Genomic DNA, 24921 nt, shown 5'->3' with positions numbered 1-24921 from the left:
ATGAAACAGATTATTTTTTCTGTTTATTTCTAAGCAGCAAATGGGTTTGGTGCTTTTCTATATCAAACAGTTCAATGGCTTTTGCTAAATCAGCCAGCTTTGCATAGCCATAATTGCGTGGGTCAAAATCCGGGGCATTTTTGATGATGTTACTGCCGACCCCACCAAGATTCGCCCATCCATCTTCGTTTGAAGCCGCATCTATTGCAACTTGGAACAGGTTAATCAGCTTAGGGTCTTGACGTAATTTATGACTAGGTATTTTAGTGGATTCTTTTTCCGCACTTTCTGCAATCGAGAACACTTCTGTGTAGATGAAGCGATCGCAGGCAGCCACGAATGGCATGGGTGTTTTCTTCTCGCCAAATCCGTACACTCGCTTCCCTGATTCGCGAATGCGAGATGCTAAACGCGTAAAGTCACTGTCGCTTGATACAATACAGAAGCCATCAAACTTTTCGGTGTACAACAAATCCATGGCATCTATAATCATGGCACTATCCGTAGCATTTTTGCCTGTTGTGTACCTAAACTGCTGTATCGGTTGGATAGAGTGATTGAGTAAAACAGTTTTCCACTGACCTAAATTCGGCGTTGTCCAATCCCCGTAAATTCTCTTGACGCTTGCAACACCAAACTTTGCAATCTCTGAAAGCAAACCCTCAATAATAGATGCCTGTGCGTTGTCTGCATCAATAAGGACAGCAAGCGTAGCATTTGCTTCAGTGATGATTGCCATTACATTTTCTTTACTAACTCAGTAGCTTTGCCTATGTAGTTGGCTGGTGTGAGTGCCAATAAGTTTGATTTTGCCTCTGCTGGAATGTCGAGCGTTTGAATAAATGCATGTAATGACGCTTGATTGATGCCGCCTTTACCACGTGTGAGTTCTTTTAATTGCTCATACGGATTCTCAATGCCGTAACGGCGCATCACGGTTTGGATAGGTTCCGCCAAGACTTCCCAGCTATTGTTCAGGTCTTCATCTAGGCGTTGAATATTCACCTCTAATTTGTTTAAACCGCGTAGGCAAGAATCATAACCGAGTAAGGTGTAGCCAAAGCCCACACCCATATTTCTCAATACGGTCGAGTCGGTTAAGTCACGCTGCCAGCGCGAGATGGGTAGTTTTTCTGCCATATGGCGCAGAATGGCGTTGGCCATCCCCAAGTTGCCCTCGGAGTTTTCAAAGTCAATCGGGTTAACTTTGTGCGGCATGGTAGATGAACCAATCTCTCCCGCTTTTACTTTTTGTTTAAAGTAACCTACAGAAATGTAACCCCAAATGTCGCGATTCAAATCAATCAAAATGGTGTTGATGCGGGCGAGTGTGTCGTACAACTCAGCCATATAGTCATGCGGTTCAATCTGAATGGTCAGCGGGTTATAGGTCAATCCTAATGACTCCACAAATTGTTTGGCAAAACTTTCCCAGTCAAACTCAGGGTAGGCGGATAAATGTGCGTTGAAGTTACCCACAGCACCATTGATTTTGCCTAAGATTTCGTTGTTTTTTAATTGTGTTTGCTGACGTTTTAATCGGTACACCACATTGGCTAACTCTTTACCAAGTGTAGTTGGGCTAGCGGTTTGGCCATGCGTGCGTGAGAGCATGGGGGTTGCTGCTAATTCGTTCGCCAATGTAGTCAAACGTGTAATCAATTGGTCTAAAAACGGCAGCATCACACTATCGCGTGCGTGTTTGAGCATTAAGCCGTGCGATAGATTGTTGATGTCTTCTGAAGTGCAGGCAAAGTGAATAAATTCACTGGCTTTTTTGACTTCTGGATTGCCATCGAATTTTTCTTTGAGCCAATATTCTAGGGCTTTTACATCGTGGTTGGTGCGCGCTTCAATCGCCTTTACTTGTGCGGCATCTGCTTCGCTAAAGTTTACAATGGCAGCATCTAGCTCTTTGATGGTATCAGCGCTAAATGGCGCAATCTCTTTAAGCGCTGCTGTTGCACTCAAGGCTTTGAGCCATGCAATTTCTACCCAAGTGCGATGTTTAATGAGTGCGTATTCACTAAAATACGGGCGCAAAGTGTCTAATTTGGGTTGATAACGGCCATCAAGTGGGGAGAGTGCATTTAAAGTGGTGAGTGACATAACACGTAACTAACGATTTCGGAAAACCGTTATTTTACATGAATTTGCCACTGAACATGTCGGATGAGAGAAATGCTTGCGCGCTGGATTACCCAAACACATTGGATTGCAATAGCAGCTTAGCTACCGCTAGCAGCTCGTCTTTGCTCGCGCCGCTCTTGGCTTGTACCGACATGCCTTGTTGTACGGTGGTCACCAACTTAGCAAGCGCCGTACTGTCTGTACGCATGTTGAGATCGCCTTGCACTTTGGCTAAATCAAAGCGTTTGGCAAAGGCGGCTTCTAAATTTTTTCTATGGTCGGCTAACAGTGCGTGGATTGTATTCGCATCTTCGCTACACGCCAGCGCGCCTTGTACGATCAAACAGCCTTTAGGTGTATCTGGATTGGTCAATAGTCTGGCAGCATGTGTCAAGAAGGCTTCAACGGTTTGTTTGGCAGTTGGGGCATTTAACGCTTCTGGCAATACACGCACATGCTGTTGCGCATATTTGCCTAATGCCTTTTTAAACAGAGCCTCTTTATTGCCAAACGCTGCGTAGATGCTCGGTTTATTAATGCCAAGCGCTACTGTCAGGTCGGTCATCGAAGTACCCTCATACCCTTGCGCCCAGAACACATTCAATGCTGCTTCCAGAGCCACCTCGTGATTAAACTCACTCGGGCGTCCGCGCGGTTTGCTTACTTTGTCTTGTGTTTGATTGCTCAATTGAATGGATATCCACTGTCATATTTATTATATTGTACCACTTGGTAAAAATATTTGTTGACGCCCGAATGAAATTCATTCATTATTTATTTACTGATTGGTAAATAATATAGGATATGAACATGGAAAACACAAAAAAAGTAGCATTTATCTCTGGCGCTAACCGTGGCATTGGGTTTGAAACCGCTAAAAATTTGGCGGCATCTGGCGTAACAGTAGTGTTGGGTGCGCGTGATGTAGAAAAAGGGCTGGCTGCTGCAAAGCAGTTGCAAGCGCTAGGATACGAAGCAACTGCGGTGCAGTATGATGCAGATCAGGCGCATACCATTGATACGGTGCATGACTATCTGCAACAGCATTATGGCAAGTTGGATATTTTGGTGAATAATGCGGGTATTAGTGAAGAGCAACTAATGGGCGATAACAACAGTAGCAAAGTTAGCCTAGCAGTATTGCAGCATACTTTTCATGTGAATTTGTTTGCGGTGATTGCGTTAACGCAAAAACTGTTGCCATTGATACAGCGCTCAGCCGCCGGACGTATTGTTAACTTATCCAGCATTTTAGGCTCACTCACACTGCATAGCATGGAAAGCTCTCCAATTGATCCCGCTAAATCATTCGCATACAACGCCTCTAAAACAGCGCTCAATGCTTATACTGTACATTTGGCACACGCATTAAAAGGAACGGCTATTAAAGTCAATTCAGCGCATCCAGGTTGGGTGAAAACAGAACTGGGTGGCGATAGTGCACCGATGGAAGTAGAAGACAGCTATAAAACCAGCGTTGCATTGGCCTTATTGGCAGCAGATGGCCCAAGTGGTGGCTTCTTTCACCAAGGTGAAGGCTTGCCTTGGTAATAGGCTAATAAAAATTAGGCTGGGCACAAACAACCCCAGCCTAATGCTGACGCAATATTATTGCGGTGTTATTGCGGTGCTATTGCGTTGATATACTCATTTATTTAAATCTTAGTCCGGTTTTTTTGTATCGTTTTCACCACCAGTAATTTTATTAATAATCGCCTTGCCTTGTTCTGTATTGGCTAGCGCTTCCAGCATGCCGCCAATAGCAGTGCCACCTTTAGGGCTAATTACAGAGCCTAGGCCAGTCATCGCAGTAGAAGCATCTCCACCAGTATTAGCGATAATCTTTACATCTGCTTTTTCAAGCGCCTTTGCTTGTTCAATTCCTACAGTCTGATTTGCTTTGATTTGCTCAACTTTAATCAAGTAATCTTGGTATGAGGTGTTGCTGCCAATTTCTTTTGCAAGCGTAATTTGTGCTTGTACAGGCGCTAACTGCAACGCTTTTTCTGCTTCAGCTCTTGCTAGACCCTCCGCGGTAATACCTTTTGCCTCAAACTCTTTATTGGCTAACTGGCCTTGCCCGGTTAGCGTGAGCATTTCTTTCTCTGCTTCAGCTTTGATTACTTGTGATTGTTTGTCTGCATTTGCATTAATCACTTTGGTTTCACGTTCTTGCTCAGCTTTCACAATCTGTACTTCTTTATCAATACCAGCCTTGGTCACCTCAGCAATTTTTTGCACAGCTAAGTCTTTTTCGGTGGTGAGTTTTTGCTCTTCTTTAATCGCTTGCGTAGCTTTTTCATTGGCAATGCCCACTTCACGGTCTTTGGCTGCAGTTTGAATGCCAACTTGTTTGAGCGCTTCTTGTGCTTTGATGTCGGTTTCACGTTTTGCTTCAATTTCTGCGATTTGTGCTTTCTTCATATTTTCTGCAACTTCGCTACGGCTCTCCATCTCAATTTGAGATTTCTTTTTTTCCATAATATTGGAGATCACATGGCTGCCAGAGGCGTCGCGAATATCCATAAGCTCGATATTTTTAACTGCAGAAACGCCCCAGTTGGTCAGTTGTTCTGCGACTTCTTTGGTAAATTGTTCGCCGAAAGTTGCACGGCCCTGCATGATTTCTTCAATACCATTTGATGCAAGAATAGTACGCACAGAACCTTGTACGATAGCCTTTAATTGATTGTTTAAATCTTCAAATGAAGCTACGCGTTGAGCGGCTAAGTTAGAGTCTACAATTCTAAAAAACGCTTTAATATCTACGCGGAAAGGTAGTCTTCCCATGTCGTATGCCTCGTAATCAGTTAAATCTAAATCAAACACAGACACGGGTAGTATGATTTTAGTAATACCAATAATAGGTAACCAAGCTGGCCACTCATAGTAAGTATTACCGTTTTCGGTATCCTTGCCATAGGATGTGGTGAATTTGCTTGACTGCACAATATGCACTTCGTTAGTGGGGACAACTCTACGGAGATTGATAATCCAAATAATGATTTTGAATATCAGTAAAAAAGCGATGACACCTGCGATGCTAAACAAAACGCCGCTGCTGAAAAAGTCCATGGTTTTCCTTTTTATTATTGATTGAGTTGTGCTTGATTGTATCTAAAAATTAGACATTACATTGAGCATTGCAACATGCTGTATGTAAAAATAATGTAGCACAAAGTTTGGCTAGTATTTATGAAAAAAAAGCATCTCAGTTACTCGATGCTTCTAAAGTTGAAGTAGGCAAGAAACTCGGTGTTTCACGTTAGCGTTATCTACAGCTTGAGGCGTTATGGACAATCCAGAGCAAGCAAGCCTATTGCCATATGTATATGATGACTAGGTATCCTGCCATTGTGAGACAGTCTGCAAAATGTGGTCTAACTCGCGCACCAAGGCATCTACTATGCTTGGGTCAAAATGTTTGCCACGCTGTTCTTTGAAAAAATCCATGGTTTTGTCCACAGGCCACGCTTCTTTATAGGGGCGCTTGTTGGTTAGTGCGTCAAACACATCAGCCACCGCCACAATACGGCCTTCGATAGGAATTGCTTCACCTTTGATGCCGGCTGGGTAGCCAGTGCCATCCCATTTTTCATGGTGATGCAACGCGACAGAATGTGCGAGTTTGATGAGCTCTGAGTTTGTATTCGCCAAAATTTCAGCACCAATCAGTGGGTGTTGCTGCATGATGCGCATCTCCTCGTCATCTAAGCGACCTGGCTTGAGTAAGATATGGTCGGGGATGCCGATTTTGCCAATGTCATGCATGGGTGCGGCTTGTAATAACTTATCGGCAAAGTCTTCATTAAAGCCTAATGCCAGTGCCAGTATTTTTGATATATGGCTCATACGCATTACATGCATACCGGTTTCGTTGTCTTTATATTCGGCAGCGCGTCCTAGCCTTTGAATGAGCTGCAGATGTGTCTTTTTCAGTTCCTCGGCACGGACTAGCGAAAGATGGGTGCGCACGCGTGCCTTCACAATAGCCGGCGTAATAGGTTTGGTAATGTAATCCACAGCACCACACGCAAAGCCTTTGGTTTCGTCTACTTCGTCTTTCAGTGCGGTGACAAAAATCACTGGAATAGATTGGGTGCTAGCGGTTAACTTCAGTTGTTGGCAGACTTCATAACCGGTTATTTCCGGCATCATGACATCTAGCAAAATCAGGTCAGGCAATTCACGCGCGGCAAGCTCAAGTGCATCGGCGCCATTTTTGGCAAAACTCAGGCGATAGTCTTGCTGTAATACTTGTTTCAGTACTTTGAGATTAGTGGGCTCATCGTCAACGATCAGCACTCTTGGTTGGCGTGTTGCAGGATGTGTCATCAGTGTGCTCCGCTTTGAATTTGCGATTGCAACTGCACGATATGTATTGCCGCCAGTTCAAATTCAAAGTCGTTAAAGGCATTCAAAATAAGTTGGATAGTAGGTTGGTATATAGCCGGCGCCATTGTGGAGACTGCTTGCATGCGTTTGTCATCTAATTCAGCGAGTTGAGCCGCTTGTGCCAGCGCTGTTAATTGTGTCTGCAGCATAGGGATATCATAGGCTGCTGCATCTGCTTGCATCATGCTTACAGGAGTTGTTGCTGGTTGTGCCGCTAGCCATGTGTGCAATGTGTGCCAAGCCGTAGAAATGTGATGCAACGTATCGGTTGCGCTGACCAAATCTCCGGCCATGGCTTGTTTTTCTAGTATGGCGAATTGTGCATACAGTGCGGGCAGTGCCAGATTGCCGCAAATACCTTTGCTTGCATGCGCCAAGCCAGCAAGTTGCTGAGGGTTCTGCTGCTCAAGCGTGCTATCCAAACGCGCCATTTGCAGTGGAATGTCGGCGACGATGCGCGCTAACTCTTGAAAATAAAGCGGTTTACTGCCCCATAAAGCCAGCCCTTTTTCCAAGTCTATGGTGTCATTTTTTGTATGCAGTTGTAGACTTGGCGGAGTATCCGCGCCAGTGGAAGTATGTCCGTTGAGTACGCGTATCATCTCACGGGTAAGCGCATCAATATCAACAGGTTTGCTTGCAAAGCCATCCATGCCAGCCTTGTAAGCGGCAGTGCGGTCTTCTTGCAACACGCTGGCTGTCAGTGCAATGATGGGTGTGCGTGCAAGCTGCTGCGCCGTTTCAATGGTTCGGATCTGTGTTGCAGCACCCAAGCCATCTAACTGAGGCATTTGCACATCCATCAGAATCAAATCGAATGGTTGCTGATTAAAGTACTGCACCGCTTCAATCCCATTGCTGGCGGTTGTAATGTGATGACCATCTCTGCCCAGCAAAATGCTGATCAAATCCAGGTTTTGGCGAATGTCGTCCGCCACAAGGATACGTAGGGCAGGCAATGCATAGGCTTGATGCTTTGTTTTTTCTATTTGGACTGTGCCAAGTTGCAACGGCAGAATCATGGTAAAACAGCTGCCAGAGCCAATCTCGCTTTTTGCCACTAAGTGCCCGCCCATCAGTTCCACTAGCTGTTTGCTGATGGTGGTCCCTAATCCTGTGCCACCAAATTTACGGCTCATGGATGAGTCTGCTTGTGTGAATGGTTCAAAAATCACATCTAAGCGATCTTGAGGAATGCCAATGCCGCTATCCATGACGGAAAACGATACTTGCTGGTGATCCAATTGGGTGACGACCAGCTTAACATGGCCTTGTTCGGTAAACTTGATCGCATTGCCAAGCAGGTTCATCAATACCTGGCGGATACGATCGGGGGCACCCACATAATATGGAGCAACGTTAGGGGCCAACTCGAGTTGTAGCTCTAAATGTTTACGTCGGGCTTGCACCCACAGCGTAGAAATAATGCTATCGAGCAACTCATGTAGGGAGAAATCTACGATTTCCAGCTCTAGTTTGCCTTTTTCCAGCTTCGCACTGTCCAGAATATCGTTGAGTAAATGCAGCAATGATTTTGCCGAGCTGTTAATGGTATGCATGTACCGTCGTTGCTCATCTTGCATGTTGGTGTCCATCATGATTTCGCTGAAACCGATAACTGCATTCATGGGGGTGCGAATCTCATGGCTCATGTTGGCTAGAAAAGTGGCCTTGGCGCTAGCAGCTTGCTCGGCTTTGTATTTGGCCTCTTTTAGGTCGTTTTCCATACGGATACGCGCACTGATATCAATCATGAACATCAATACTTTGCTGGGCTTACCATCCGCATTTAAAATTGGGCTGTAGGAAGCATGAATCCAAAGCTCGGAGCCATTTTTACCGAGGCGTTTGAATTCGCCTTGTACAAATTCACCTCTGTTCAGCGCTTGCCATTTATTACGATAGCGTTCAGACGCTGCATCTTGCGCAGAGCAAAAAATGGAGTGGTGTCGGCCTATGATCTCGTGTTTTTCGTAGCCTAAAAGCGTTAAGAACCTAGGATTAGCGTCTAGGATCATGCCATCCAACGTAAATTCGGCGACACTGGTCGATTGATTGATGGCACGCGCGATACTTTCAAACTCTGCATTTTTGAGTTTGTTTTCGGTCACATCCAAAATCACGCCATCCAGCATTTGCACAGCACCCGTTTTATCACGAATCGCACAACCCACTTCAGAGACCCACTTTTCACGGCCATCTCGGTGACGAATGCGATATTCGATGGCATAGTGCTCGCCTTTGGCTAGTGCTTCCTCTACTTCTGTGGCGATGCGTGTGGAATCATCAGAATGGGTAAATGAACTGAATGACAGCTTGTTTTTCAAGAAATCTTCAGCCGTCCAACCGGTAAGATCTTTCACTGACTCGCTAATCAGCAACATTTGCCAGTCTTGGTTATACAGGCAGCGGAAGGTAACGCCGGGAATATTTGACATCAATGAACGTAATTGTTCGTCACGTTCCCGCACTGCGGTTTTCATGGCATTACGTTGTGTTAAGTCGGTGATGAATCCAACAATCACCGTTTCACTAGGAATATCAGCTTTGCCAATTGCTAAGCGCATGGGGAAAGTTGAACCGTCTTTGCGTACCCCGGTAACCTCGCGTCCAACCCCTAAGATTTTGGCTTGTCCATTCTTACCAAAATTTTTTAAAAAATGGTTATGGCGCACACTGTATGCTTTGGGCATCAGGATAGTTGTGTCTTTACCCAGCATTTCTTCACTTTGCCAGCCAAACAACTGCTCCGCGGCATGGTTGAAAGACAGGACACGTCCGTTCATATCGATCGTAATGATGCCATCTACCGCCGTCTCTAAAATAGTGCGTAAACGCGATTGGTTATATTGCAGCGAATGCAGCATTTGTTTGTAGTGAATCAGCGCATTGATGGCCGCAGCCAGAATTGCAATGAGCGTTGTGACCAGAAAGATGCCCAGCGATAATGAAGATGAGTGGTTGTTGAGCGCGTTATATTGCTGATCGGCAGTGCCCAGAATACGCGCAGAAGCCATGCCAGTGTAGTGCATAGCGGCAATGGCAATGCCCATCAGGCTGCCACTTAACACTAGCGAGTAGAGAGAAGACAGGCGTTTTTGTTGATTGAGGTGTAAGCCTGTCCACAGCGCACTGGTGGCTAGTACTACGGCTACTACAACAGAAACAAGTACCCATTGGATATCAAACTTTAAAACAGGCGCCATTTGCATGGCCAGCATGCCGGTGTAGTGCATCGCACCAATGCCAGCGCCCACCAACGTGCCACCTAACCATAAGCGTTGGTAAGTGAGTTTGTCGCCCGAGAGTAAATGTAGCGCGTACCAAGAGGCCACTACCGCAGGCGCCATGGAAAGTATGGTGGTGAACGTATCGTAATCGACACGCGTGCAAAGGTTGAGTGCCATCATGCCAATAAAATGCATGGCCCAAATGCCGGCACCCAGTGATATAGAGCCCGCAATGATAGAGGCCTGTTTGAGCAATAGCGAAGTTTGCTTGCGCGCAACGCGCGCCAACTGCATGCCTAGCACCGATGTGCCGATGGCAATGGTCACGGATAACGCAACCAACCAAGGGTCATAAGTGCCATAAAGCAGCGGAGTGGGATCGCCATCGCGATAAATAAAATGTTGAATCTCTATCATCAATCTACCTGTTTACTTGCAATCGCCCCACGATTTTGTGGGAAGCTAGTAGGGTAGAGGATGCGTGCGCAAATTGATTGGCGTATTAAAAGGCTATTTCTAGTCTATTTTGATAAATCACAGTGCTAATTTTGATTTGGTATTAGAGGCTAGCGTTCTTAGCTTTATCATAGACGTTGAAAAGATAAAAGCACATAAAATCACACGAACTTAAGTTTTGTAATTAACCCGATATAATGTTGTGGGTTATAAATACTACTAATAACAGCATGGCAATGCGAATAGTATAGTTAGATTAATTATTGAAGTGGATGTCATTATGAAAGTAAAGAATGTAGTTTTGATGCTAATGCTTAGCATGATTTCAGGGTGCGGAACTACCGGCAGCGCTATTAAGAACATGGTAAATAATACAGATCAATCTGGAATTGTCTATGGCTCTAGTGTTATTGATGCTACTGTTTCCGATGAGTTTGTTGATATTTATGGTGTGAAAATTAATCCCCTAGAATCTATCTGCAAAAAGGTTATTGATAATAAAGATCCGAGATGTACTCACATTGAAGACTATGTTTTGGTGACTACGTGGACTAAATTTAGTTATGAGGATGGTGGTGCTACGGGTATTAATTCTTTGGTTAAAAAAGACTTTCCAAATTTGGATAAATTGAGATACGTAGGATTTATGCATGACAAAAACGTTCCTTTTGTCAAAGCGCAAGTTATTCCAGGTCAACTTGGAGAGGTGTTAGAAATAGTATCAGTAGATGGTGATGGGAAATGCTATTGGCTAGATTACAAGCGTGTTGGAGGTGCGGTGTGCCCAACTTATAATTATGACTATCGCAAAAACTTTACCGGAATTGCGTTTAGTCATTAGCAAAATTAACGGCAGGCAAAACAATTTTACTTCCTACCGTTAAATCACTATTCAAACAAGGTGTTTAAGAAAACCACTTACAAGTATGTGTTAAGCCACTAGCATATCCACAAATGTATTCACTGGCGTACGCTCCAGTTTGTGTTGGTCTAGGCATAGCGCCAATACGTCAGCCTGTTTTTTAGCATCAAAACGGCGTGCTAAATTGACTTTGAATTTTTTCACCAACTCTGGAATACCTTCACCACGGCGACGGCGGTGACCAATTGGATACTCCACAGCGATATTGCTGGAACTGGTGCCATCTTTAAAGAAGATTTGAATGGCATTGGCAATCGAGCGTTTTTCCGGGTTATGGTAGTCGGCCGTGTATTCTGTTTTTTCCACACAGGCCATTTTGGCACGCACTGCATCAATACGTGGATCTGCAGCCGCAGCATCTTCGTAATCTTGCGCAGTGAGGCTGCCTTTTAACAAACCTACTGCTGCCATGTATTGAATACAGTGATCACGGTCAGCCGGGTTGTCTAATGGGCCGGTTTTATCAATAATGCGAATGGCAGATTCATGTGTGGTAATTACAATTTTGTCTATCTGTGCGATTTGTTCTAATGTTTGCAGTTTATTGCCGACTTCTGCATTCAGTTGGAACGCACACTCCACTGCGGTTTGTGCATGGAATTCGGCCGGGAACGAGATTTTAAAGAGTACTTGTTCCATCACATAAGAGCCATAAGGGCGTTGGAATTTAAAGGCATTGCCTTTAAATAACACATCATAAAAGCCCCAAGTTTTAGCGGTGAGTGCAGAGGGGTAGCCCATTTCACCTTGTAGTGTCATCCAAGCCAAACGCACTGCGCGTGAGGTGGCATCGCCCGCTGCCCATGATTTACGTGAGCCAGTATTGGGGCTGTGACGATAAGTGCGTAAGCTTTGTCCATCCACAAACGCGTTAGATACGGCGTTGATAATATCTTCTTTATTGCCGCCCAGTAACTTGGTGACGACAGCAGTAGAGGCGATTTTTACCAAAATCACATGGTCTAAACCTACGCGGTTAAAGCTATTTTCTAATGCCAATATACCTTGAATCTCATGCGCTTTAATCATGGCAGTCAGCACATCTTTAATGGTGAGTGGTGCTTTGCCCTCAGCAATGTTTTTGCGTGATATATAGTCAGCCACAGCTAAAATGCCGCCTAAGTTATCAGAAGGGTGGCCCCACTCGGCCGCCAGCCAAGTATCGTTAAAGTCTAACCAGCGTATCATCGCGCCAATATTGAAGGCCGCTAAAATAGGGTCAAGCTGGTAGCTGGTGCCCGGTACTTTTGCGCCATTCGGCACTATGGTACCTGCAATCACAGGGCCTAATAATTTGGTGCAAGCAGGGTAGTCTAATGCTTCAAATCCACAGCCCAGTGTGTCCATCAAGCAGTTGCGGGCGGTATCAAAGGCTTCATCACTGTTGATTTCGTAATCCGCTACATAGTTGGCGATATCCACAATTACTTGATCGGGAGCGGGACGGACGTTAGAGATATGCGCTGACATAATGCTAGTTACCTTTATCAATAAGTGTTTGAGTGTATTGCGGTGTTGCTCGTCATTTAAAAGGCCTCGCTGTACTACTTGTACTATCTCGGTTTTTGCATGGCTATCGCCTTGCGCTATAACTCAAAACCTTGACTGCTAAAGGCAACTTAATTGGTGAGTACCGCGATTTAATTAACGTTTATTCAGTGGGACAAATGACCTATTTTCTGGCCCTGTGTACTCCGCATTCGGGCGGATAATTTTGTTATCAATGCGCTGTTCAATCGCATGTGCAATCCAGCCCGTCGTGCGTGAGATCACAAAAATAGGCGTGAACATGCCGGTGGGAATGCCCATCATGTGATAACTAGAGGCGCTGTACCAATCTAGGTTGGGGAACATTTTTTTCTCACGCCACATGGTTTCTTCAATGCGTGCAGAAATATCAAATAACTTCATGTTGCCGGCAGCTTCACACAATGCGCGGCTGACAGCTTTGATGGATTCATTACGCGGGTCTGCAATGGTGTACACCGGGTGACCAAAGCCAATGATGATTTCCTTGCGCGCCATACGCGCCATGATGTCGGCTTCTGCTTCATCTGCCGTTTTATAGCGCTCGATGATTTCCATGGCCGCTTCATTGGCGCCGCCATGTTTGGGGCCGCGCAATGCACCAATTGCACCCGTAATGCAAGAATACATATCGGACAAGGTGCCGGAGATGACGCGCGCAGTAAAGGTAGAGGCATTGAATTCATGTTCTGCATACAGCACTAACGAGGTATTCATGGCATTGATATGCAATGCAGATGGTTTTTTGCCGTGTAATAAATGTAGGAAATGTGCGGCGACAGAATCGTCATCGGTTTCCACCTCAATACGCACGCCTTTATGGCTGTAGTGGTACCAGTAAATCAAAATAGAACCAAAGCAGGCAATCAGTCGATCACCTAAGGTTTTGGCCGCTTCTGTATTCCGGTCGGCCGCTTCTGGTTCTAATGTGCCGAGCATAGAGCAGCCGGTGCGCATGACATCCATTGGATGCGCATTGGCTGGAATCTGTTCCAATACTGTTTTAAGCGCATTGGGCAGGCCGCGTAGCTTTTTGAGCTTTTGGTGATAGGCGATGAGTTGGTCTTGATTAGGCAACTCTCCGTGAATCAGCAAATAAGCGACTTCTTCAAACGTGGCATGTTTTGCCAGTTCGATAATATCGTAACCGCGATAGTGCAAATCGTTACCGGTGTGACCCACTGTACAAATCGCAGTGCTACCAGCGGATACACCAGCAAGCGCTACGCCTTTTTTCTTTTTGGGTGCATCAGTTGTCGTGATGAGGTCTGTAGTAGTATTCATCTCGGTCTCCCTACTTTTTATATAAAGCGTCGAGTTTTTGTTCAAAGGCGTGATAGCCCAAGTGGTCGTACAAGTCCATGCGTGTTTGCATGGTGTCTAATACATGCTTTTGCGTACCGTCTTTTTTCACGGCTTGGTATACATTCAGCGCAGCTTGGTTCATAGCACGGAATGCAGACAACGGGTACAGCACCATGCTCACGTCCGCGCCAGCCAGCTCATCTACTGTAAACAGTGGCGTAGCGCCAAATTCGGTAATATTGGCGAGCACGGGTACTTTCACGGCATCTACAAACTGCTTGTACATGCCCAGTTCTGTCATGGCTTCTGGAAAAATCATATCGGCACCGGCCTCAACGCAAGCACAGGCGCGGTCGATGGCAGATTGCAAACCTTCAACTGCTAATGCATCGGTGCGTGCCATGATGACAAAATCAGCATCTGTTCTGGCATCCACAGCTGCTTTTACGCGGTCTACCATTTCATCCAAGCTCACAATGGCTTTGTTGGGGCGGTGGCCACACCGTTTGGCAGTCACTTGGTCCTCAATATGCACCGCGGCTGCACCTGCTTTGGCCACGCTTTTGATGGTACGTGCAATATTGAATGCACCGCCAAAGCCAGTATCAATATCTACAAGCAGTGGAGTGTCCACGGCATCGGTAATACGGCGCACATCGACCAGTACATCTTCAAGGCTGGAGATGCCTAAATCCGGCAAGCCAAGAGAGCCTGCTGCCACGCCACCGCCAGATAAGTAGATCGCTTTAAAGCCAGATTGTGTGGCGAGCATGGCGTGATAAGCATTGATGGCGCCGATGATTTGTAGCGGTTTTTCGGCAGCTAGGGCAGCTCTAAAACGGGCACCAGCAGAAAGTGTTTGTGTCATGATGATTCACTCGATCAGTACTTAGTTAATAAAAGCGGCTAATTAAAAAATGCGGCGGTGGCCTCTTCCGATATCGCAACATTGGTGAGTTTTGCTTTCTGTAGAATTTCCCAGAAGTAGCGATAAGTGGCTCTGTCATGCAGTTCACCGGCGTATTGGATAGGACCCCAATCGGCGGCTTGTGCCGTCAGTAAAATATTGGCGGCATCGGCCACTTCATCAAAATTGGGTTTCATCGCATCCACAATGGCTTGAATCTGCGTTGGGTAAATGCTCCACATACGCATAAAGCCAAATTCGTTGCGTGCACGGGATGCGTCGCTATAGGTGGTTTCTACATTCTTTAAATCTAGCGTAACGTTATGGGCAGGCACCACACCATTGGCGAGTGCCGCTGAAACCACTTCTGTTTTGGCACGTGCCAGCAAGCGGTGGTCAAACTGGCCGGGGCTGCGCATTGCACTGGCCGGGATAGCCCCATGATGCGCACTGACAAAATCCATTAAGCCAAAATCCAATACTTGTAGCCAAGGTAATTTGGCAATCTCATGTACTTGGTTGAGCGCGCCATGCGTTTCAATCAAAATATGCACAGGGATCACACGCTCAATGCCGTGAAAGGTGGCCATTTTTTGTAAATAGGCAATCATCTCTTTGGCTTGGCTGATATCGGTACATTTGGGAATGGTGATGTAGCTTAAGACCTTGCCCGCACCGCCCACTAGAATGTCAATGTCTTGTTTCCAAGCTGGGTGGGTGTAATCGTGAATACGCGCACCCGCCATGTGGTATTTGTTGGCTTCGGAATTCAGCACGCGCACAATCATTTCTGCATGCTCTCGCTCTTGTCCACTGGCAGCGCCATCTTCACAATCACAAGTAATATCAAACACTTGGCCGATGCTCTCTTGCAGACTAAGCGCCTTGAGGATGAGTTTCTCGCTACCAGCAAAATGCTCGCAAGCGGGTATTAAAGGAAATGGCTTTTCTCCACCAAATAAAGCCTCGCTGGGATGTGGTTTGGTTGAGTTGCTCATGTTATTGCTCTCTCCGTGGTATTAACACTGTGTAATCAAGGTCTAACAACACATGCGTGTGATAGCCAGTGTCTTTTTTGATGTATTCAAAGCTGACTGGGCCACAGTTTTTAAGGCCCACCATGCGTAAACGTAAAGCGCCGACATCGCTACGATTGGGTAACGCCCATGCGTCGAGCACTTCGGTCAGTGTGTAAATGGTGTCGCCAGCAAAGCATGGGTTGGCATGCGTGCCGCCGTTAATGGCCAGCACACTTAATACGTTTTCTAGGCCTTCGTAACTCATGGCGCGACAAGCCGAAATGACGATACCGCCATATACCAATCGCTTACCCATGACGGAGTCTTTCATCATATGTGCATCAAAATGCAAGCGCGCATTGTTCTGATATAAGTGCGTGGCCAGGGTGTGGTCACTTTCGTTAATCGTTAATCCAGAAGGGTGATGGATGCGTTCGCCTATTTGATAATCTTCCCAAAAGTATTGGCCGCCTGTGGCGACGCTGATTTCATTATGTGCACAAAAGTCATTAGGTATGCTTAATTGGTCTGCTGGCACATATTCAGGTAGCGTTGGTATCACAGTATCTGGTGCCGGTGCGTGTTCGTTTTTTTTGTGCACCATTACCCAGCGCACCCAGCTTATTACCGGCATGTTGTTTTGATTTACACTGGTAGAACGTACCCAGACCACGCCACTATTGCCATTGGAGTTTTGTTTTAAACCAATGACTTGGCTAGAAGTGCTTAACGTGTCGCCGACAAATACGGGTTGCAAAAAGCGCACATCGGCATAGCCTAAATTGGCCACTGCATTCACAGATATATCTGGCACCGTTTTGCCAAAGGCAATATGAAATGCGAGCAAGTCATCCACTGGCGTTGTTTTGTAACCCAGTGACTGTGCAAATGGCTCGCTGCAATACAATGGGTTACGCTCACCCGTCAGTGCAATATATAAAGCGGTATCACCTTGGGTAATGGTGCGTGGTGTGGCGTGCTGAATGACTTCATTCAGTGTGAAGTCTTCAAAATATCGCCCGTGATGTATTTTGTTAGAGTGTGTCATCAGATGAACTCCTCTTCTAATTCGGCTATTGACTCATGCAACTGAATTAAACGCTGCGCAGCCTTGATGTGATGGTGTTCCACCAATTTATCATTGACCACCACCGTACCTTGACCAGAAGCGTTTGCTTCTTTTAACGCTTTAATGATTTCGCGCGCATGCGCGACTTCTGTGGCTTTTGGCGTATATGCATCATTACAGTAGGCGATTTGTGCCGGATGCACTAACGATTTGCCATCTAAGCCCATGTCTCTGCCTAAACGGCAGGCATACTCAAAAGAATGCATGTTTTTAAAATCGCTGGTGATGCCATCAATCACGCATCGCCCGTAAGCGCGTGCAGCTAGAATCACTAACGATAGTGAGGTCAGTATGGCTGAGCGCTCATGTGTCACGTGTGCGTGCAACTGAGAGATTAAATCCGAAGTGGCCATCACAATACAGATAATACGATCTGAAGCAGAAGCAATTTCTTTTGCATTCAACACCGCAATCGGGCTTTCAATCATCACCATGATAGGCATATGACTGCCACCTGCATCGTCTAAAGCCTGCTGCGCCCTTAATACATCTTCACGTGATTCTATATTGGGAAACAAGATGGCATCGGCGCCAATATTGGCCACTGCTTTAATGTCATCGGCACCCCAAATCGAATCCAAATCATTGACGCGGACGACGACCTCGCGTTTGCCGTAGCCACCTTTTTTTACGGCCGCCACTACATTCTCGCGAGATTGGATTTTTGCGTCGATTAAGATGGGATCGCCTAAATCCAAAATCACAGAATCAGCAGCCAGTGTTCGTGCACGTTCTAAATAGTGCGTGTTGCAACCGGGTACATACAGCATAGAACGTCTGGGGCGTAGGCAGTATTCCATCATGTTTATCCAGTAGTAGGTTACAGGTGAGTTGTTAATTGAAATTGATTATATAGAGTTAATTCCAAATGTGTCAACATATATCTTATGTCTTATATAAGATATAAAACAGTAGACAGCGGACATTGTGCGTGATATAAATACGCTTAAGCAACGGTGTGCAGTTTTGAGCGGTGTTGCAAGTGGTTAATTTGAATTGCAAATGAAGGTGTTAATTAAAGAATATGGGTCACGAAAATTTAATGCACAGGACGATTAATATGGATAAGCAATTTAACTCCCCTAGCTATAGGCCGCTATACGATCAAATTAAAGTGCTCATTACACAAAGCCTAATAGGTGGCGAATGGCGCCCAGGTGAAATGATTCCCAGTGAGGTGGATTTAGCGCAACGCTATAAAGTGAGTCAAGGCACGGTGCGTAAGGCAATTGATAGCCTGGCTACCGAAAACATTTTGATTCGCCGTCAAGGCAAGGGCACGTTTGTTGCTACACACAAAGAAGACGACATTAAACTGCGATTTTTACGTCTGACCGCAGAGAATGGTCAAAAAGAAATACTGCAAAATGAGTTTTTATCTTGTGAAAAGACCAAAGCCAGTGCACATATTTCAAAAGTGCTCGATATTAAAGCAGGGGCGGCAACGATTGAAGTCAAGCGTTTGCTGACTTTCTCCGGTAGGCCGCTTATTTATGATCACATTATTGTGCCGGCTGCACCATTTAAAGGCTTAAATAGCGCCAAAGTGGAAGAAAGCAATGGCTCCATGTACAGCATGTACGAATCGCAATTTGGTATTCGCATGATTCGCGCAGAAGAGCGTTTGAAAGCAGTGGGTGCTGATAAAGAAGTGGCTAAGGCGCTAGGTTTGCAGGATGGCTACCCGTTATTAAGTATAGAGCGAGTGTCTTTTACTTATGGCGATAAGCCAATGGAGTGGCGGTTAGGATTATGCCTCACCGATGATCATCACTACATGAGTGAGTTGGAGTAATTGAAAAATCTTCATCAGCGTTGTTGAGTTCGCTTGCCGTGCCAGTTGCACTGTCTGCGCTCATCCGCTTAGCTGCAGTAAATTTTGAAAAGCACTGATTGTCGAATAGTTGAAAATTAAAATATCTACCAATTGGAATAAGCAATGGACGATTTAAAAAAGCGCGCTTTGGACTATCACCAATTTCCGACACCGGGAAAACTAAGCGTGGACTCCAGCAAGCCATGTGCCACGCAGGATGATTTGTCTTTAGCCTATACTCCAGGGGTGGCGGAGCCAGTACGTGAAATTCATGCTGACCCTGCAAATGCCTACAAATATACCAACAAAGGTAATTTGGTGGCGGTGATTACCGACGGTACTGCGGTACTAGGTTTGGGCGATATGGGTCCCTTAGCCAGTAAGCCGGTGATGGAAGGCAAGGCGGTGTTGTTCAAACGATTCGCCGGTATTGATGTATTTGATATTGAAGTCAATGCAAAAACGCCAGACGAGTTTATTCAAACCGTGGTGAATATTGCGCCTACATTTGGCGGTATTAATTTAGAAGATATTGCAGCGCCGCACTGTTTTTATATTGAAAACGAACTAAAAAAACGGCTGGATATTCCGGTATTTCATGATGATCAGCATGGCACGGCAGTCATTGTGGCTGCTGCACTGCTCAATGCGTTAGAGCTCCAAGGCAAAACGCTAGCCCGCGTCAAGATTGTGTTTTTAGGCGCGGGCGCGGCGGGTTGTTCCTGTGCAAAACTGCTCAAGTTAATGGGTGCGACCAATATCACCATGGTAGATAGAAGTGGTGTATTGGATTCCAATCGTCCAGATTTACACGACAACAATCGTGAGTTGGCTGTAGTGCCTTCTAACAATAAAGTGTTAGCCGATGTGATGCCCGATGCGGATGTGTTTATCGGGGTATCTGCCAAAAATGCGCTGGATCCTGCGTTGATTAAGGGCATGGCCAGCAATCCCATTGTATTTGCTTTGGCAAATCCAGACCCTGAAGTGTTGCCTAGTTTAGCCCACGCAGTGCGCGATGATTTGATCATGGCGACTGGCCGCAGTGATTTTCCTAACCAAGTGAATAATGCGCTGTGCTTTCCCTATTTGTTCCGGGGTGCCTTAGACGCTAAGGCAAAAAAAATCACAGAGAACATGAAGATTGCCGCAGCAAAAGCCTTGAGTGCGCTGGCACGTGAGCCGGTGCCGGAAGAAGTGTTAAAAGCCTACCAGTTAAGCGCGCTGAGTTTTGGCAAGGATTACATTATCCCCAAACCGTTTGACCCACGATTGATGAAGTATGTCTCCACGGCAGTAGCAGAGGCGGCAGAATGATTGCAAACAAGCCGATCAAAAAGCGGCCTAAAAATCTGAATCTGTTGACGATTCGTTTGCCGATCAATGCTGTGGTTTCCATCATGCATCGCGCAAGTGGGGTGATGCTGTTTTTAATGCTGCCTGCAGTGTTATGGGTGTTGCAACAATCGCTGGCAAGTGAAGCGCAATACCTGACGATTGCAAGCGGCTTACAGCATTGGGCGTTCAAACTAATATTAATTGGTTTGGCTTGGGCGTTTTTTCATCATTTCTTTGCGGGAATCCGTCACTTGGCCATGGATGTACATTGGATGACGAGTTTGCAGAAAGCGCGTTTTTCAAGCCGTGTGGTATTGGGCTTGGTCGGTGTGGCCGTGTTGGTATTTGCTTGGTGCATCTGGTAGCAGCTTATGTTGATTGAGTTGCTTACCGATCGCTATCCGGGCATGCGTCAGTGGTTGACACAGCGCTTGTCTGCAGTGGCGATGGCGATATACACCTTGGTGCTTGTGTTGCTGGCGGCGATTCAACAGCCTGCCAACTATGCAGAATGGCATGCTTTTTTTAGCCCTTGGTGGTGGCGGTTGGCAACCTTGTTGTTTTGGATTTGTTTGACCATGCATGCTTGGCTAGGTGTGCGTGATGTGCTGAAAGATTATGTGTTCAATGTGGTCGTCAGGTCTTATATGCAGTTGCTGGTAGAGCTAGCACTGATTGTAGATTTGATTTGGATGGTAACGATTTTGATAAAGATGAATTAGTGGCGATGACAATCCAACAACATACATTTGATGCAGTCATTATTGGCGGGGGTGGCGCAGGTTTACGCGCCTCGCTACAGTTGGCTGAGGCTGGTGCCAAGGTGGCGGTGCTATCCAAAGTATTCCCAACGCGCTCTCATACTGTGGCAGCGCAAGGCGGCATTGCTGCAGCATTAGGCAATGTGGCCGAGGATAAATGGCTGTGGCATATGTATGACACCATCAAGGGCTCTGACTATCTAGGTGACCAAGATGCCATTGAGTTTATGTGTAGAAATGCGGCTAAAGCGATTATTGAGTTAGAGCATTTTGGCATGCCATTCGACCGTTTAGACAATGGGCGGATTTTTCAGCGCCCATTTGGCGGCATGACACAAAACTTTGGTGAAAAACCGATCTCTCGCACTTGTGCGGTGGCAGATAGAACTGGCCACGCCATGTTGCATACCCTCTATCAACGCAATGTGCGCGCCAATACGCAATTTTTGATTGAATGGTTTGCGCTAGATTTGATTCGCGATACTGATGGCGATGTATTAGGGGTAATTGCGCTGGAAATCGAAACTGGCGATTTGCATCTAATTCACGCCAAATCCACTTTACTTGCTACCGGTGGCGCAGGCCGTATTTTTCAGGCCAGCACCAATGCGTTTATTAATACAGGCGATGGTTTGGGCATGGCGGCACGTGCAGGCTTGCCGTTGCAGGACATGGAATTTTGGCAATTTCACCCTACAGGCGTACTCAATGCAGGTGTGTTGATTACGGAAGGCGTACGTGGCGAAGGTGGCTATTTGGTGAATTCTGAAGGTGAGCGCTTTATGGAGCGTTATGCACCAAATGCTAAAGATTTAGCCAGTCGCGATGTGATTTCGCGCGCAACTGCGACAGAAATCAAAGAAGGCCGTGGTGTAGGTAAATACAAAGATGCCGTATATCTAAAACTAGACCACTTGGGTGAAGAGGTTATCAATAAGCGCCTGCCTGGTATCCGCGAAATCGCGAAAACCTTTGCCAATGTAGACCCTATTAAAGACCCTATCCCCGTTGTGCCGACTGCGCATTACATGATGGGCGGTATTCCCACCAATTTAGATGGCCAAGTGGTCTTGCATGATGGACAGTCAGAGCAAATCGTCAATGGGTTGTATGCAGTAGGTGAGTGTGCATGCGTGTCCGTGCATGGCGCTAATCGCTTGGGTTCCAATTCATTGCTGGATTTAGTGGTGTTTGGCAAAGCGGCTGGCGACAAAATGTTGAGCGAAATTCGTGAGAACAAAGCGCACAAACCATTGCCCAGTGACGCCACAGACAAAACCCTTGCACGCATTGCGCGTCTGGAAAGTCAACAGAATGGCGAGAGCGTGGCCGAAGTGGGTGCCGATATGCGCAAAACCATGCAAAAACATTGTGGCGTATTTAGATTTCCCGAGCTGCTAACAACAGGTGTCAGCGCAATTGATGCGGTAGCCAAGCGCATCCCGCATTTGCAAATCAAAGATAAAAGTAAAGTATTCAATACCGCACGTATCGAGGCTTTGGAGCTAGATAACTTGATGGAAGCGGCTGTGGCCACCATGCATGCGGCTGAACATCGCAAGGAGAGTCGCGGTGCACATGCGCGTGAGGACTTTGCAGAGCGTGACGATGCAAACTGGCTCACACATTCATTGCATTACAAAGAAGGCAATCGCTTGGTATACAAGCCAGTGAGATTAAAGCCGCTGACTGTTGAATCGTTTGAGCCGAAGAAAAGGGTGTATTAGTATGAAATTCTCCATCTATCGCTACAACCCTGATGTCGATAAAAAGCCTTATATGCAGGACTACGATATTGCATTGGAAGACAGCGACCAAATGTTACTGGATGCTTTGGTGCGTATCAAACAAGTAGACGACACCTTAAGTTTGCGTAAATCTTGCCGCGAGGGGGTGTGTGGCAGTGACTCGATGAATATCAATGGCAAAAATGGTTTGGCCTGTATTACCAAGCTAGCGGATTTAGAGCAGCCCATTGTGTTGCGCCCTATGCCGGGCTTGCCAGTGATTCGCGATTTGGTGGTGGACATGACGCAGTTTTTTGATCATTACAACTCCGTTAAACCTTATTTGGAAAATAACGATCCGCTGCCGGAAACCGAGCGTCTGCAAAGCCCAGAAGACCGTGCGAAATTAGATGGTTTGTACGAATGTATTTTGTGTGGTGCTTGTACTACTTCTTGCCCAAGTTTTTGGTGGAACCCTGATAAGTTTGTTGGACCAGCAGGATTGATGCAGGCCTATCGTTTTATTGCAGATTCACGCGATCAAGCAGAAGAAGAGCGTTTGGAAAATCTGGAAGATCCGTATCGTTTGTATCGTTGCCACAACATCATGAACTGTGTGGATGTGTGCCCGAAAAAGCTGAATCCGAATGCGGCCATTGCAAAAATTAAAGATTTAAAAATCGAGCGTGCCAAAGAAAACAAAGAAGCCAAGTCTAAAACCGGTAAAAAGATTTTTGGTATCAAAGTCTTATAGAGAAAAATATAGGCGTCATGTGTTGGAGGTGGATACGATGTTAAATGCAGAAATTATGCAAGATGCAGAACAAAGGCGCTTAGCTTGGCGTTGCAGACGCGGCATGTTGGAGCTAGATATTGTCTTGCAGCGTTTTATAAAAGAGCAATTTGGCGGTCTCACACTGGCAGAAATGGAAGTGTTTGATGAGATGCTGGAATTACCGGATGGCGATTTTTGGGCCATGATTCAAAGCGTTGGACGGGTAAAGCATGAGGCGGCACTGGAAGGTGTGTTGCAAAAACTAAGCTTAGCCAGTGCGCAAAAACAACAGGAGGAAGCATGATACAGCACATTGGTGAAGAGCCTATTGCACTGGATGCGCGCGCTTTGGGGGATTACTGGCCTGGCATACAACTGTATTACCCGCCAGTGAAATATGCCCCAAGTTTGGGTATTTATGAAGACATGGAACAAGCCTCGGCACGTATGAAAAAGCATGCGCATTTTACCAACGCGCATACGCTGATTTTTGACTTGGAAGATGGTTGCCGCCAAAAGGAAATGAGCCGCGAGTTACTGCGCAAAGAGCTGCCACAGCTCAGAAAAATCAATGAACGCGTGACGATTGCCATTCGTGCCAACTCTTTCCGTACCGATGAGTACGAGGAAGACATGAAGCTGGTACGTGATATGGGCGAATATATTGATGTGGTGATGCTCGCGAAAGCAGGCGAAGCATATGGTGCAGCCGAGGTGCGTGATTTATCTAGCTTTTTGATTAGCATTAATCCCAACATCACCATTCAGCCGATTATCGAGCACCCAAAGTCGCTCAAAATTGCACCAGATTTAATGCAATACAACACCGTCAAACATGTGGTGTTTGGTATCCATGACTTTTCCAAAGCGATGGGGATACACATTACCCCTGAAAACTGGATTGAAGAGCTGTTTTACTTCATCAACCAATTGCTATTTGAAGCACGGATTGCAGGTAAGGGAGTGATTGGCGGAGTGGAAACCCTCATTGGCAGCAACATCATGCCAGAGAAGTTTTTAGAGCCACATGATGTCCGCCGCTGGCTGGATTTGCATGGCGATAACGAATCACGTGTGGTGTACAAGCATGCGTGTAAAGAAGCTGCAATGGGGCTCACAGGCAAACAAGTGATTCATCCAGGCCACATTCATTTGTGTAAAACCGCATACACCCCATCGCCGACGGATATCACACAGAAAGTCAGTATTTTAAAAGCGGCGATTGAGGCAGATGCGCTACTAGGCGGTGCCATTAAATTTGAAGGGGAGATGCTGGATCCGCCTATGTTTGGTAAAGCCTTGCAAACGCTGCTACGTGCGCATGCGTTGCGCGCACTTAAAACCAGCGATATGGAATTTGCCCTACATGTCTTGCAATTATTGCCAGCACAAGTAGTACGTCAGAACTGGCCTTATGGCGTGCTTTTATAAAAATGCATTTTTACCGCGAATCGCTATGTTGCGCAGAGCTCAAAATGCTCATG

Annotated in this window: 22 protein-coding genes; 10 read left to right on the top strand and 12 right to left on the bottom strand. The window is 46.1% G+C overall.

Features of this window, described 5'->3' with window-relative positions; translation table 11 throughout:
- Window positions 1-10: 10 nt before the first annotated feature.
- The 3 genes from A3Q3_RS0105140 to A3Q3_RS0105130 form a co-directional block, all read right to left on the bottom strand.
- Window positions 11-739: an NYN domain-containing protein gene (locus A3Q3_RS0105140; protein WP_020182504.1), complete on the bottom strand. Its 729-nt coding sequence runs from the start codon at window positions 737-739 to the stop codon at window positions 11-13.
- Window positions 739-2109, bottom strand: a complete 1371-nt coding sequence (purB, locus tag A3Q3_RS0105135) for an adenylosuccinate lyase (protein ID WP_020182503.1) — start codon at window positions 2107-2109, stop codon at window positions 739-741. The genes A3Q3_RS0105140 and purB overlap by 1 nt, the downstream gene beginning before the upstream one ends.
- A gap of 88 nt (window positions 2110-2197) precedes the next feature.
- Window positions 2198-2818, bottom strand: coding sequence for a TetR/AcrR family transcriptional regulator (locus A3Q3_RS0105130; RefSeq protein ID WP_020182502.1), 621 nt, complete (start codon window positions 2816-2818; stop codon window positions 2198-2200).
- 122 nt (window positions 2819-2940) lie between these two features.
- Here A3Q3_RS0105130 and A3Q3_RS0105125 point away from each other — a divergent pair, with 122 nt between their 5' ends.
- Window positions 2941-3681 (top strand): SDR family oxidoreductase, encoded by a 741-nt coding sequence (locus A3Q3_RS0105125; RefSeq protein WP_020182501.1) that lies wholly within the window; start codon window positions 2941-2943, stop codon window positions 3679-3681.
- Window positions 3682-3792: 111 nt separating this feature from the next.
- Here A3Q3_RS0105125 and A3Q3_RS0105120 read toward each other — a convergent pair whose 3' ends face one another.
- From A3Q3_RS0105120 to A3Q3_RS0105105, 3 genes are all read right to left on the bottom strand, one after another.
- The gene (locus A3Q3_RS0105120; protein WP_020182500.1) at window positions 3793-5205 is read right to left on the bottom strand and encodes an SPFH domain-containing protein; all 1413 of its coding nucleotides are present in this window, start codon (window positions 5203-5205) and stop codon (window positions 3793-3795) included.
- A 264-nt stretch (window positions 5206-5469) separates the two neighbouring features.
- Window positions 5470-6465: an HD domain-containing phosphohydrolase gene (locus A3Q3_RS0105110; RefSeq protein ID WP_020182498.1), complete on the bottom strand. Its 996-nt coding sequence runs from the start codon at window positions 6463-6465 to the stop codon at window positions 5470-5472.
- Window positions 6465-10172, bottom strand: coding sequence for a PAS domain S-box protein (locus A3Q3_RS0105105; RefSeq protein ID WP_020182497.1), 3708 nt, complete (start codon window positions 10170-10172; stop codon window positions 6465-6467). The genes A3Q3_RS0105110 and A3Q3_RS0105105 overlap by 1 nt, the downstream gene beginning before the upstream one ends.
- Window positions 10173-10491: 319 nt before the next feature.
- Here A3Q3_RS0105105 and A3Q3_RS0105100 point away from each other — a divergent pair, with 319 nt between their 5' ends.
- A complete protein-coding gene (locus A3Q3_RS0105100; RefSeq protein WP_020182496.1) occupies window positions 10492-11052 on the top strand; it encodes a hypothetical protein in 561 nt (186 codons plus the stop codon).
- Window positions 11053-11142: 90 nt separating this feature from the next.
- Here the strand turns inward: A3Q3_RS0105100 and A3Q3_RS0105095 are convergent, their stop codons facing one another.
- The 6 genes from A3Q3_RS0105095 to A3Q3_RS0105070 all read right to left on the bottom strand — a co-directional run bounded on the left by A3Q3_RS0105095 (window position 11143) and on the right by A3Q3_RS0105070 (window position 17820).
- On the bottom strand, window positions 11143-12603 hold the full coding sequence (locus A3Q3_RS0105095; RefSeq protein WP_020182495.1) for a bifunctional 2-methylcitrate dehydratase/aconitate hydratase: 1461 nt from the start codon (window positions 12601-12603) through the stop codon (window positions 11143-11145).
- Window positions 12604-12777: 174 nt separating this feature from the next.
- Complete coding sequence (prpC, locus tag A3Q3_RS0105090) at window positions 12778-13944, bottom strand: 2-methylcitrate synthase (protein ID WP_020182494.1); 1167 nt, start codon at window positions 13942-13944, stop codon at window positions 12778-12780.
- 10 nt (window positions 13945-13954) lie between these two features.
- On the bottom strand, window positions 13955-14833 hold the full coding sequence (gene prpB / locus A3Q3_RS0105085) for a methylisocitrate lyase (protein ID WP_020182493.1): 879 nt from the start codon (window positions 14831-14833) through the stop codon (window positions 13955-13957).
- A 38-nt stretch (window positions 14834-14871) separates the two neighbouring features.
- Complete coding sequence (locus tag A3Q3_RS0105080; protein WP_020182492.1) at window positions 14872-15870, bottom strand: CoA ester lyase; 999 nt, start codon at window positions 15868-15870, stop codon at window positions 14872-14874.
- Window position 15871: 1 nt separating this feature from the next.
- Window positions 15872-16939: a MaoC family dehydratase gene (locus A3Q3_RS0105075; RefSeq protein ID WP_020182491.1), complete on the bottom strand. Its 1068-nt coding sequence runs from the start codon at window positions 16937-16939 to the stop codon at window positions 15872-15874.
- Complete coding sequence (locus A3Q3_RS0105070) at window positions 16939-17820, bottom strand: CoA ester lyase (protein ID WP_025224640.1); 882 nt, start codon at window positions 17818-17820, stop codon at window positions 16939-16941. The genes A3Q3_RS0105075 and A3Q3_RS0105070 overlap by 1 nt, the downstream gene beginning before the upstream one ends.
- Before the next feature lie 260 nt (window positions 17821-18080).
- Here A3Q3_RS0105070 and A3Q3_RS0105065 point away from each other — a divergent pair, with 260 nt between their 5' ends.
- From A3Q3_RS0105065 to A3Q3_RS0105030, 8 genes are all read left to right on the top strand, one after another.
- A complete protein-coding gene (locus tag A3Q3_RS0105065) occupies window positions 18081-18815 on the top strand; it encodes a GntR family transcriptional regulator (RefSeq protein ID WP_020182489.1) in 735 nt (244 codons plus the stop codon).
- Between the two features lie 144 nt (window positions 18816-18959).
- Window positions 18960-20153 (top strand): malic enzyme-like NAD(P)-binding protein, encoded by a 1194-nt coding sequence (locus tag A3Q3_RS0105060; RefSeq protein WP_020182488.1) that lies wholly within the window; start codon window positions 18960-18962, stop codon window positions 20151-20153.
- The gene (sdhC, locus tag A3Q3_RS0105055; protein WP_020182487.1) at window positions 20150-20539 is read left to right on the top strand and encodes a succinate dehydrogenase, cytochrome b556 subunit; all 390 of its coding nucleotides are present in this window, start codon (window positions 20150-20152) and stop codon (window positions 20537-20539) included. The genes A3Q3_RS0105060 and sdhC overlap by 4 nt, the downstream gene beginning before the upstream one ends.
- A 6-nt stretch (window positions 20540-20545) precedes the next feature.
- On the top strand, window positions 20546-20896 hold the full coding sequence (sdhD, locus tag A3Q3_RS0105050; RefSeq protein ID WP_020182486.1) for a succinate dehydrogenase, hydrophobic membrane anchor protein: 351 nt from the start codon (window positions 20546-20548) through the stop codon (window positions 20894-20896).
- A gap of 5 nt (window positions 20897-20901) precedes the next feature.
- Window positions 20902-22662 carry a succinate dehydrogenase flavoprotein subunit gene (sdhA, locus tag A3Q3_RS0105045; RefSeq protein ID WP_025224637.1) on the top strand — a complete coding sequence of 587 codons (1761 nt, stop codon included), beginning with the start codon at window positions 20902-20904 and terminating at the stop codon, window positions 22660-22662.
- Between the two features lies 1 nt (window position 22663).
- Window positions 22664-23416: a succinate dehydrogenase iron-sulfur subunit gene (locus A3Q3_RS0105040; protein ID WP_020182484.1), complete on the top strand. Its 753-nt coding sequence runs from the start codon at window positions 22664-22666 to the stop codon at window positions 23414-23416.
- Window positions 23417-23453: 37 nt separating this feature from the next.
- Complete coding sequence (locus A3Q3_RS0105035; protein ID WP_020182483.1) at window positions 23454-23741, top strand: succinate dehydrogenase assembly factor 2; 288 nt, start codon at window positions 23454-23456, stop codon at window positions 23739-23741.
- Entirely contained in the window at window positions 23738-24868 is a 1131-nt protein-coding gene (locus A3Q3_RS0105030; RefSeq protein ID WP_020182482.1) for a CoA ester lyase, read from the top strand. Before A3Q3_RS0105035 ends, A3Q3_RS0105030 begins: the two co-directional genes overlap by 4 nt.
- The last annotated feature ends 53 nt before the right edge of the window (window positions 24869-24921 follow it).

Origin of the sequence: Methylotenera sp. 1P/1, assembly GCF_000384355.1 — a bacterium.
Taxonomy (GTDB): Bacteria; Pseudomonadota; Gammaproteobacteria; order Burkholderiales; family Methylophilaceae; genus Methylophilus.
The sequence above is the reverse complement of the archived record's forward strand: the minus strand, read 5'-3'. Positions and strand labels throughout refer to the sequence as shown.

Bases quoted from the DNA above. Each gene is read 5' to 3' on its own strand.
- A3Q3_RS0105140 (WP_020182504.1), bottom strand. From the start codon at position 739: ATGGCAATCATCACTGAAGCAAATGCTACGCTTGCTGTCCTTATTGAT.
- purB (WP_020182503.1), bottom strand. From the start codon at position 2,109: ATGTCACTCACCACTTTAAATGCACTCTCCCCACTTGATGGCCGTTAT.
- A3Q3_RS0105125 (WP_020182501.1), top strand. From the start codon at position 2,941: ATGGAAAACACAAAAAAAGTAGCATTTATCTCTGGCGCTAACCGTGGC.
- A3Q3_RS0105120 (WP_020182500.1), bottom strand. From the start codon at position 5,205: ATGGACTTTTTCAGCAGCGGCGTTTTGTTTAGCATCGCAGGTGTCATC.
- A3Q3_RS0105110 (WP_020182498.1), bottom strand. From the start codon at position 6,465: ATGACACATCCTGCAACACGCCAACCAAGAGTGCTGATCGTTGACGAT.
- A3Q3_RS0105105 (WP_020182497.1), bottom strand. From the start codon at position 10,172: ATGATAGAGATTCAACATTTTATTTATCGCGATGGCGATCCCACTCCG.
- A3Q3_RS0105100 (WP_020182496.1), top strand. From the start codon at position 10,492: ATGAAAGTAAAGAATGTAGTTTTGATGCTAATGCTTAGCATGATTTCA.
- A3Q3_RS0105095 (WP_020182495.1), bottom strand. From the start codon at position 12,603: ATGTCAGCGCATATCTCTAACGTCCGTCCCGCTCCCGATCAAGTAATT.
- prpC (WP_020182494.1), bottom strand. From the start codon at position 13,944: ATGAATACTACTACAGACCTCATCACGACAACTGATGCACCCAAAAAG.
- prpB (WP_020182493.1), bottom strand. From the start codon at position 14,833: ATGACACAAACACTTTCTGCTGGTGCCCGTTTTAGAGCTGCCCTAGCT.
- A3Q3_RS0105080 (WP_020182492.1), bottom strand. From the start codon at position 15,870: ATGAGCAACTCAACCAAACCACATCCCAGCGAGGCTTTATTTGGTGGA.
- A3Q3_RS0105075 (WP_020182491.1), bottom strand. From the start codon at position 16,939: ATGACACACTCTAACAAAATACATCACGGGCGATATTTTGAAGACTTC.
- A3Q3_RS0105070 (WP_025224640.1), bottom strand. From the start codon at position 17,820: ATGGAATACTGCCTACGCCCCAGACGTTCTATGCTGTATGTACCCGGT.
- A3Q3_RS0105065 (WP_020182489.1), top strand. From the start codon at position 18,081: ATGGATAAGCAATTTAACTCCCCTAGCTATAGGCCGCTATACGATCAA.
- A3Q3_RS0105060 (WP_020182488.1), top strand. From the start codon at position 18,960: ATGGACGATTTAAAAAAGCGCGCTTTGGACTATCACCAATTTCCGACA.
- sdhC (WP_020182487.1), top strand. From the start codon at position 20,150: ATGATTGCAAACAAGCCGATCAAAAAGCGGCCTAAAAATCTGAATCTG.
- sdhD (WP_020182486.1), top strand. From the start codon at position 20,546: ATGTTGATTGAGTTGCTTACCGATCGCTATCCGGGCATGCGTCAGTGG.
- sdhA (WP_025224637.1), top strand. From the start codon at position 20,902: ATGACAATCCAACAACATACATTTGATGCAGTCATTATTGGCGGGGGT.
- A3Q3_RS0105040 (WP_020182484.1), top strand. From the start codon at position 22,664: ATGAAATTCTCCATCTATCGCTACAACCCTGATGTCGATAAAAAGCCT.
- A3Q3_RS0105035 (WP_020182483.1), top strand. From the start codon at position 23,454: ATGTTAAATGCAGAAATTATGCAAGATGCAGAACAAAGGCGCTTAGCT.
- A3Q3_RS0105030 (WP_020182482.1), top strand. From the start codon at position 23,738: ATGATACAGCACATTGGTGAAGAGCCTATTGCACTGGATGCGCGCGCT.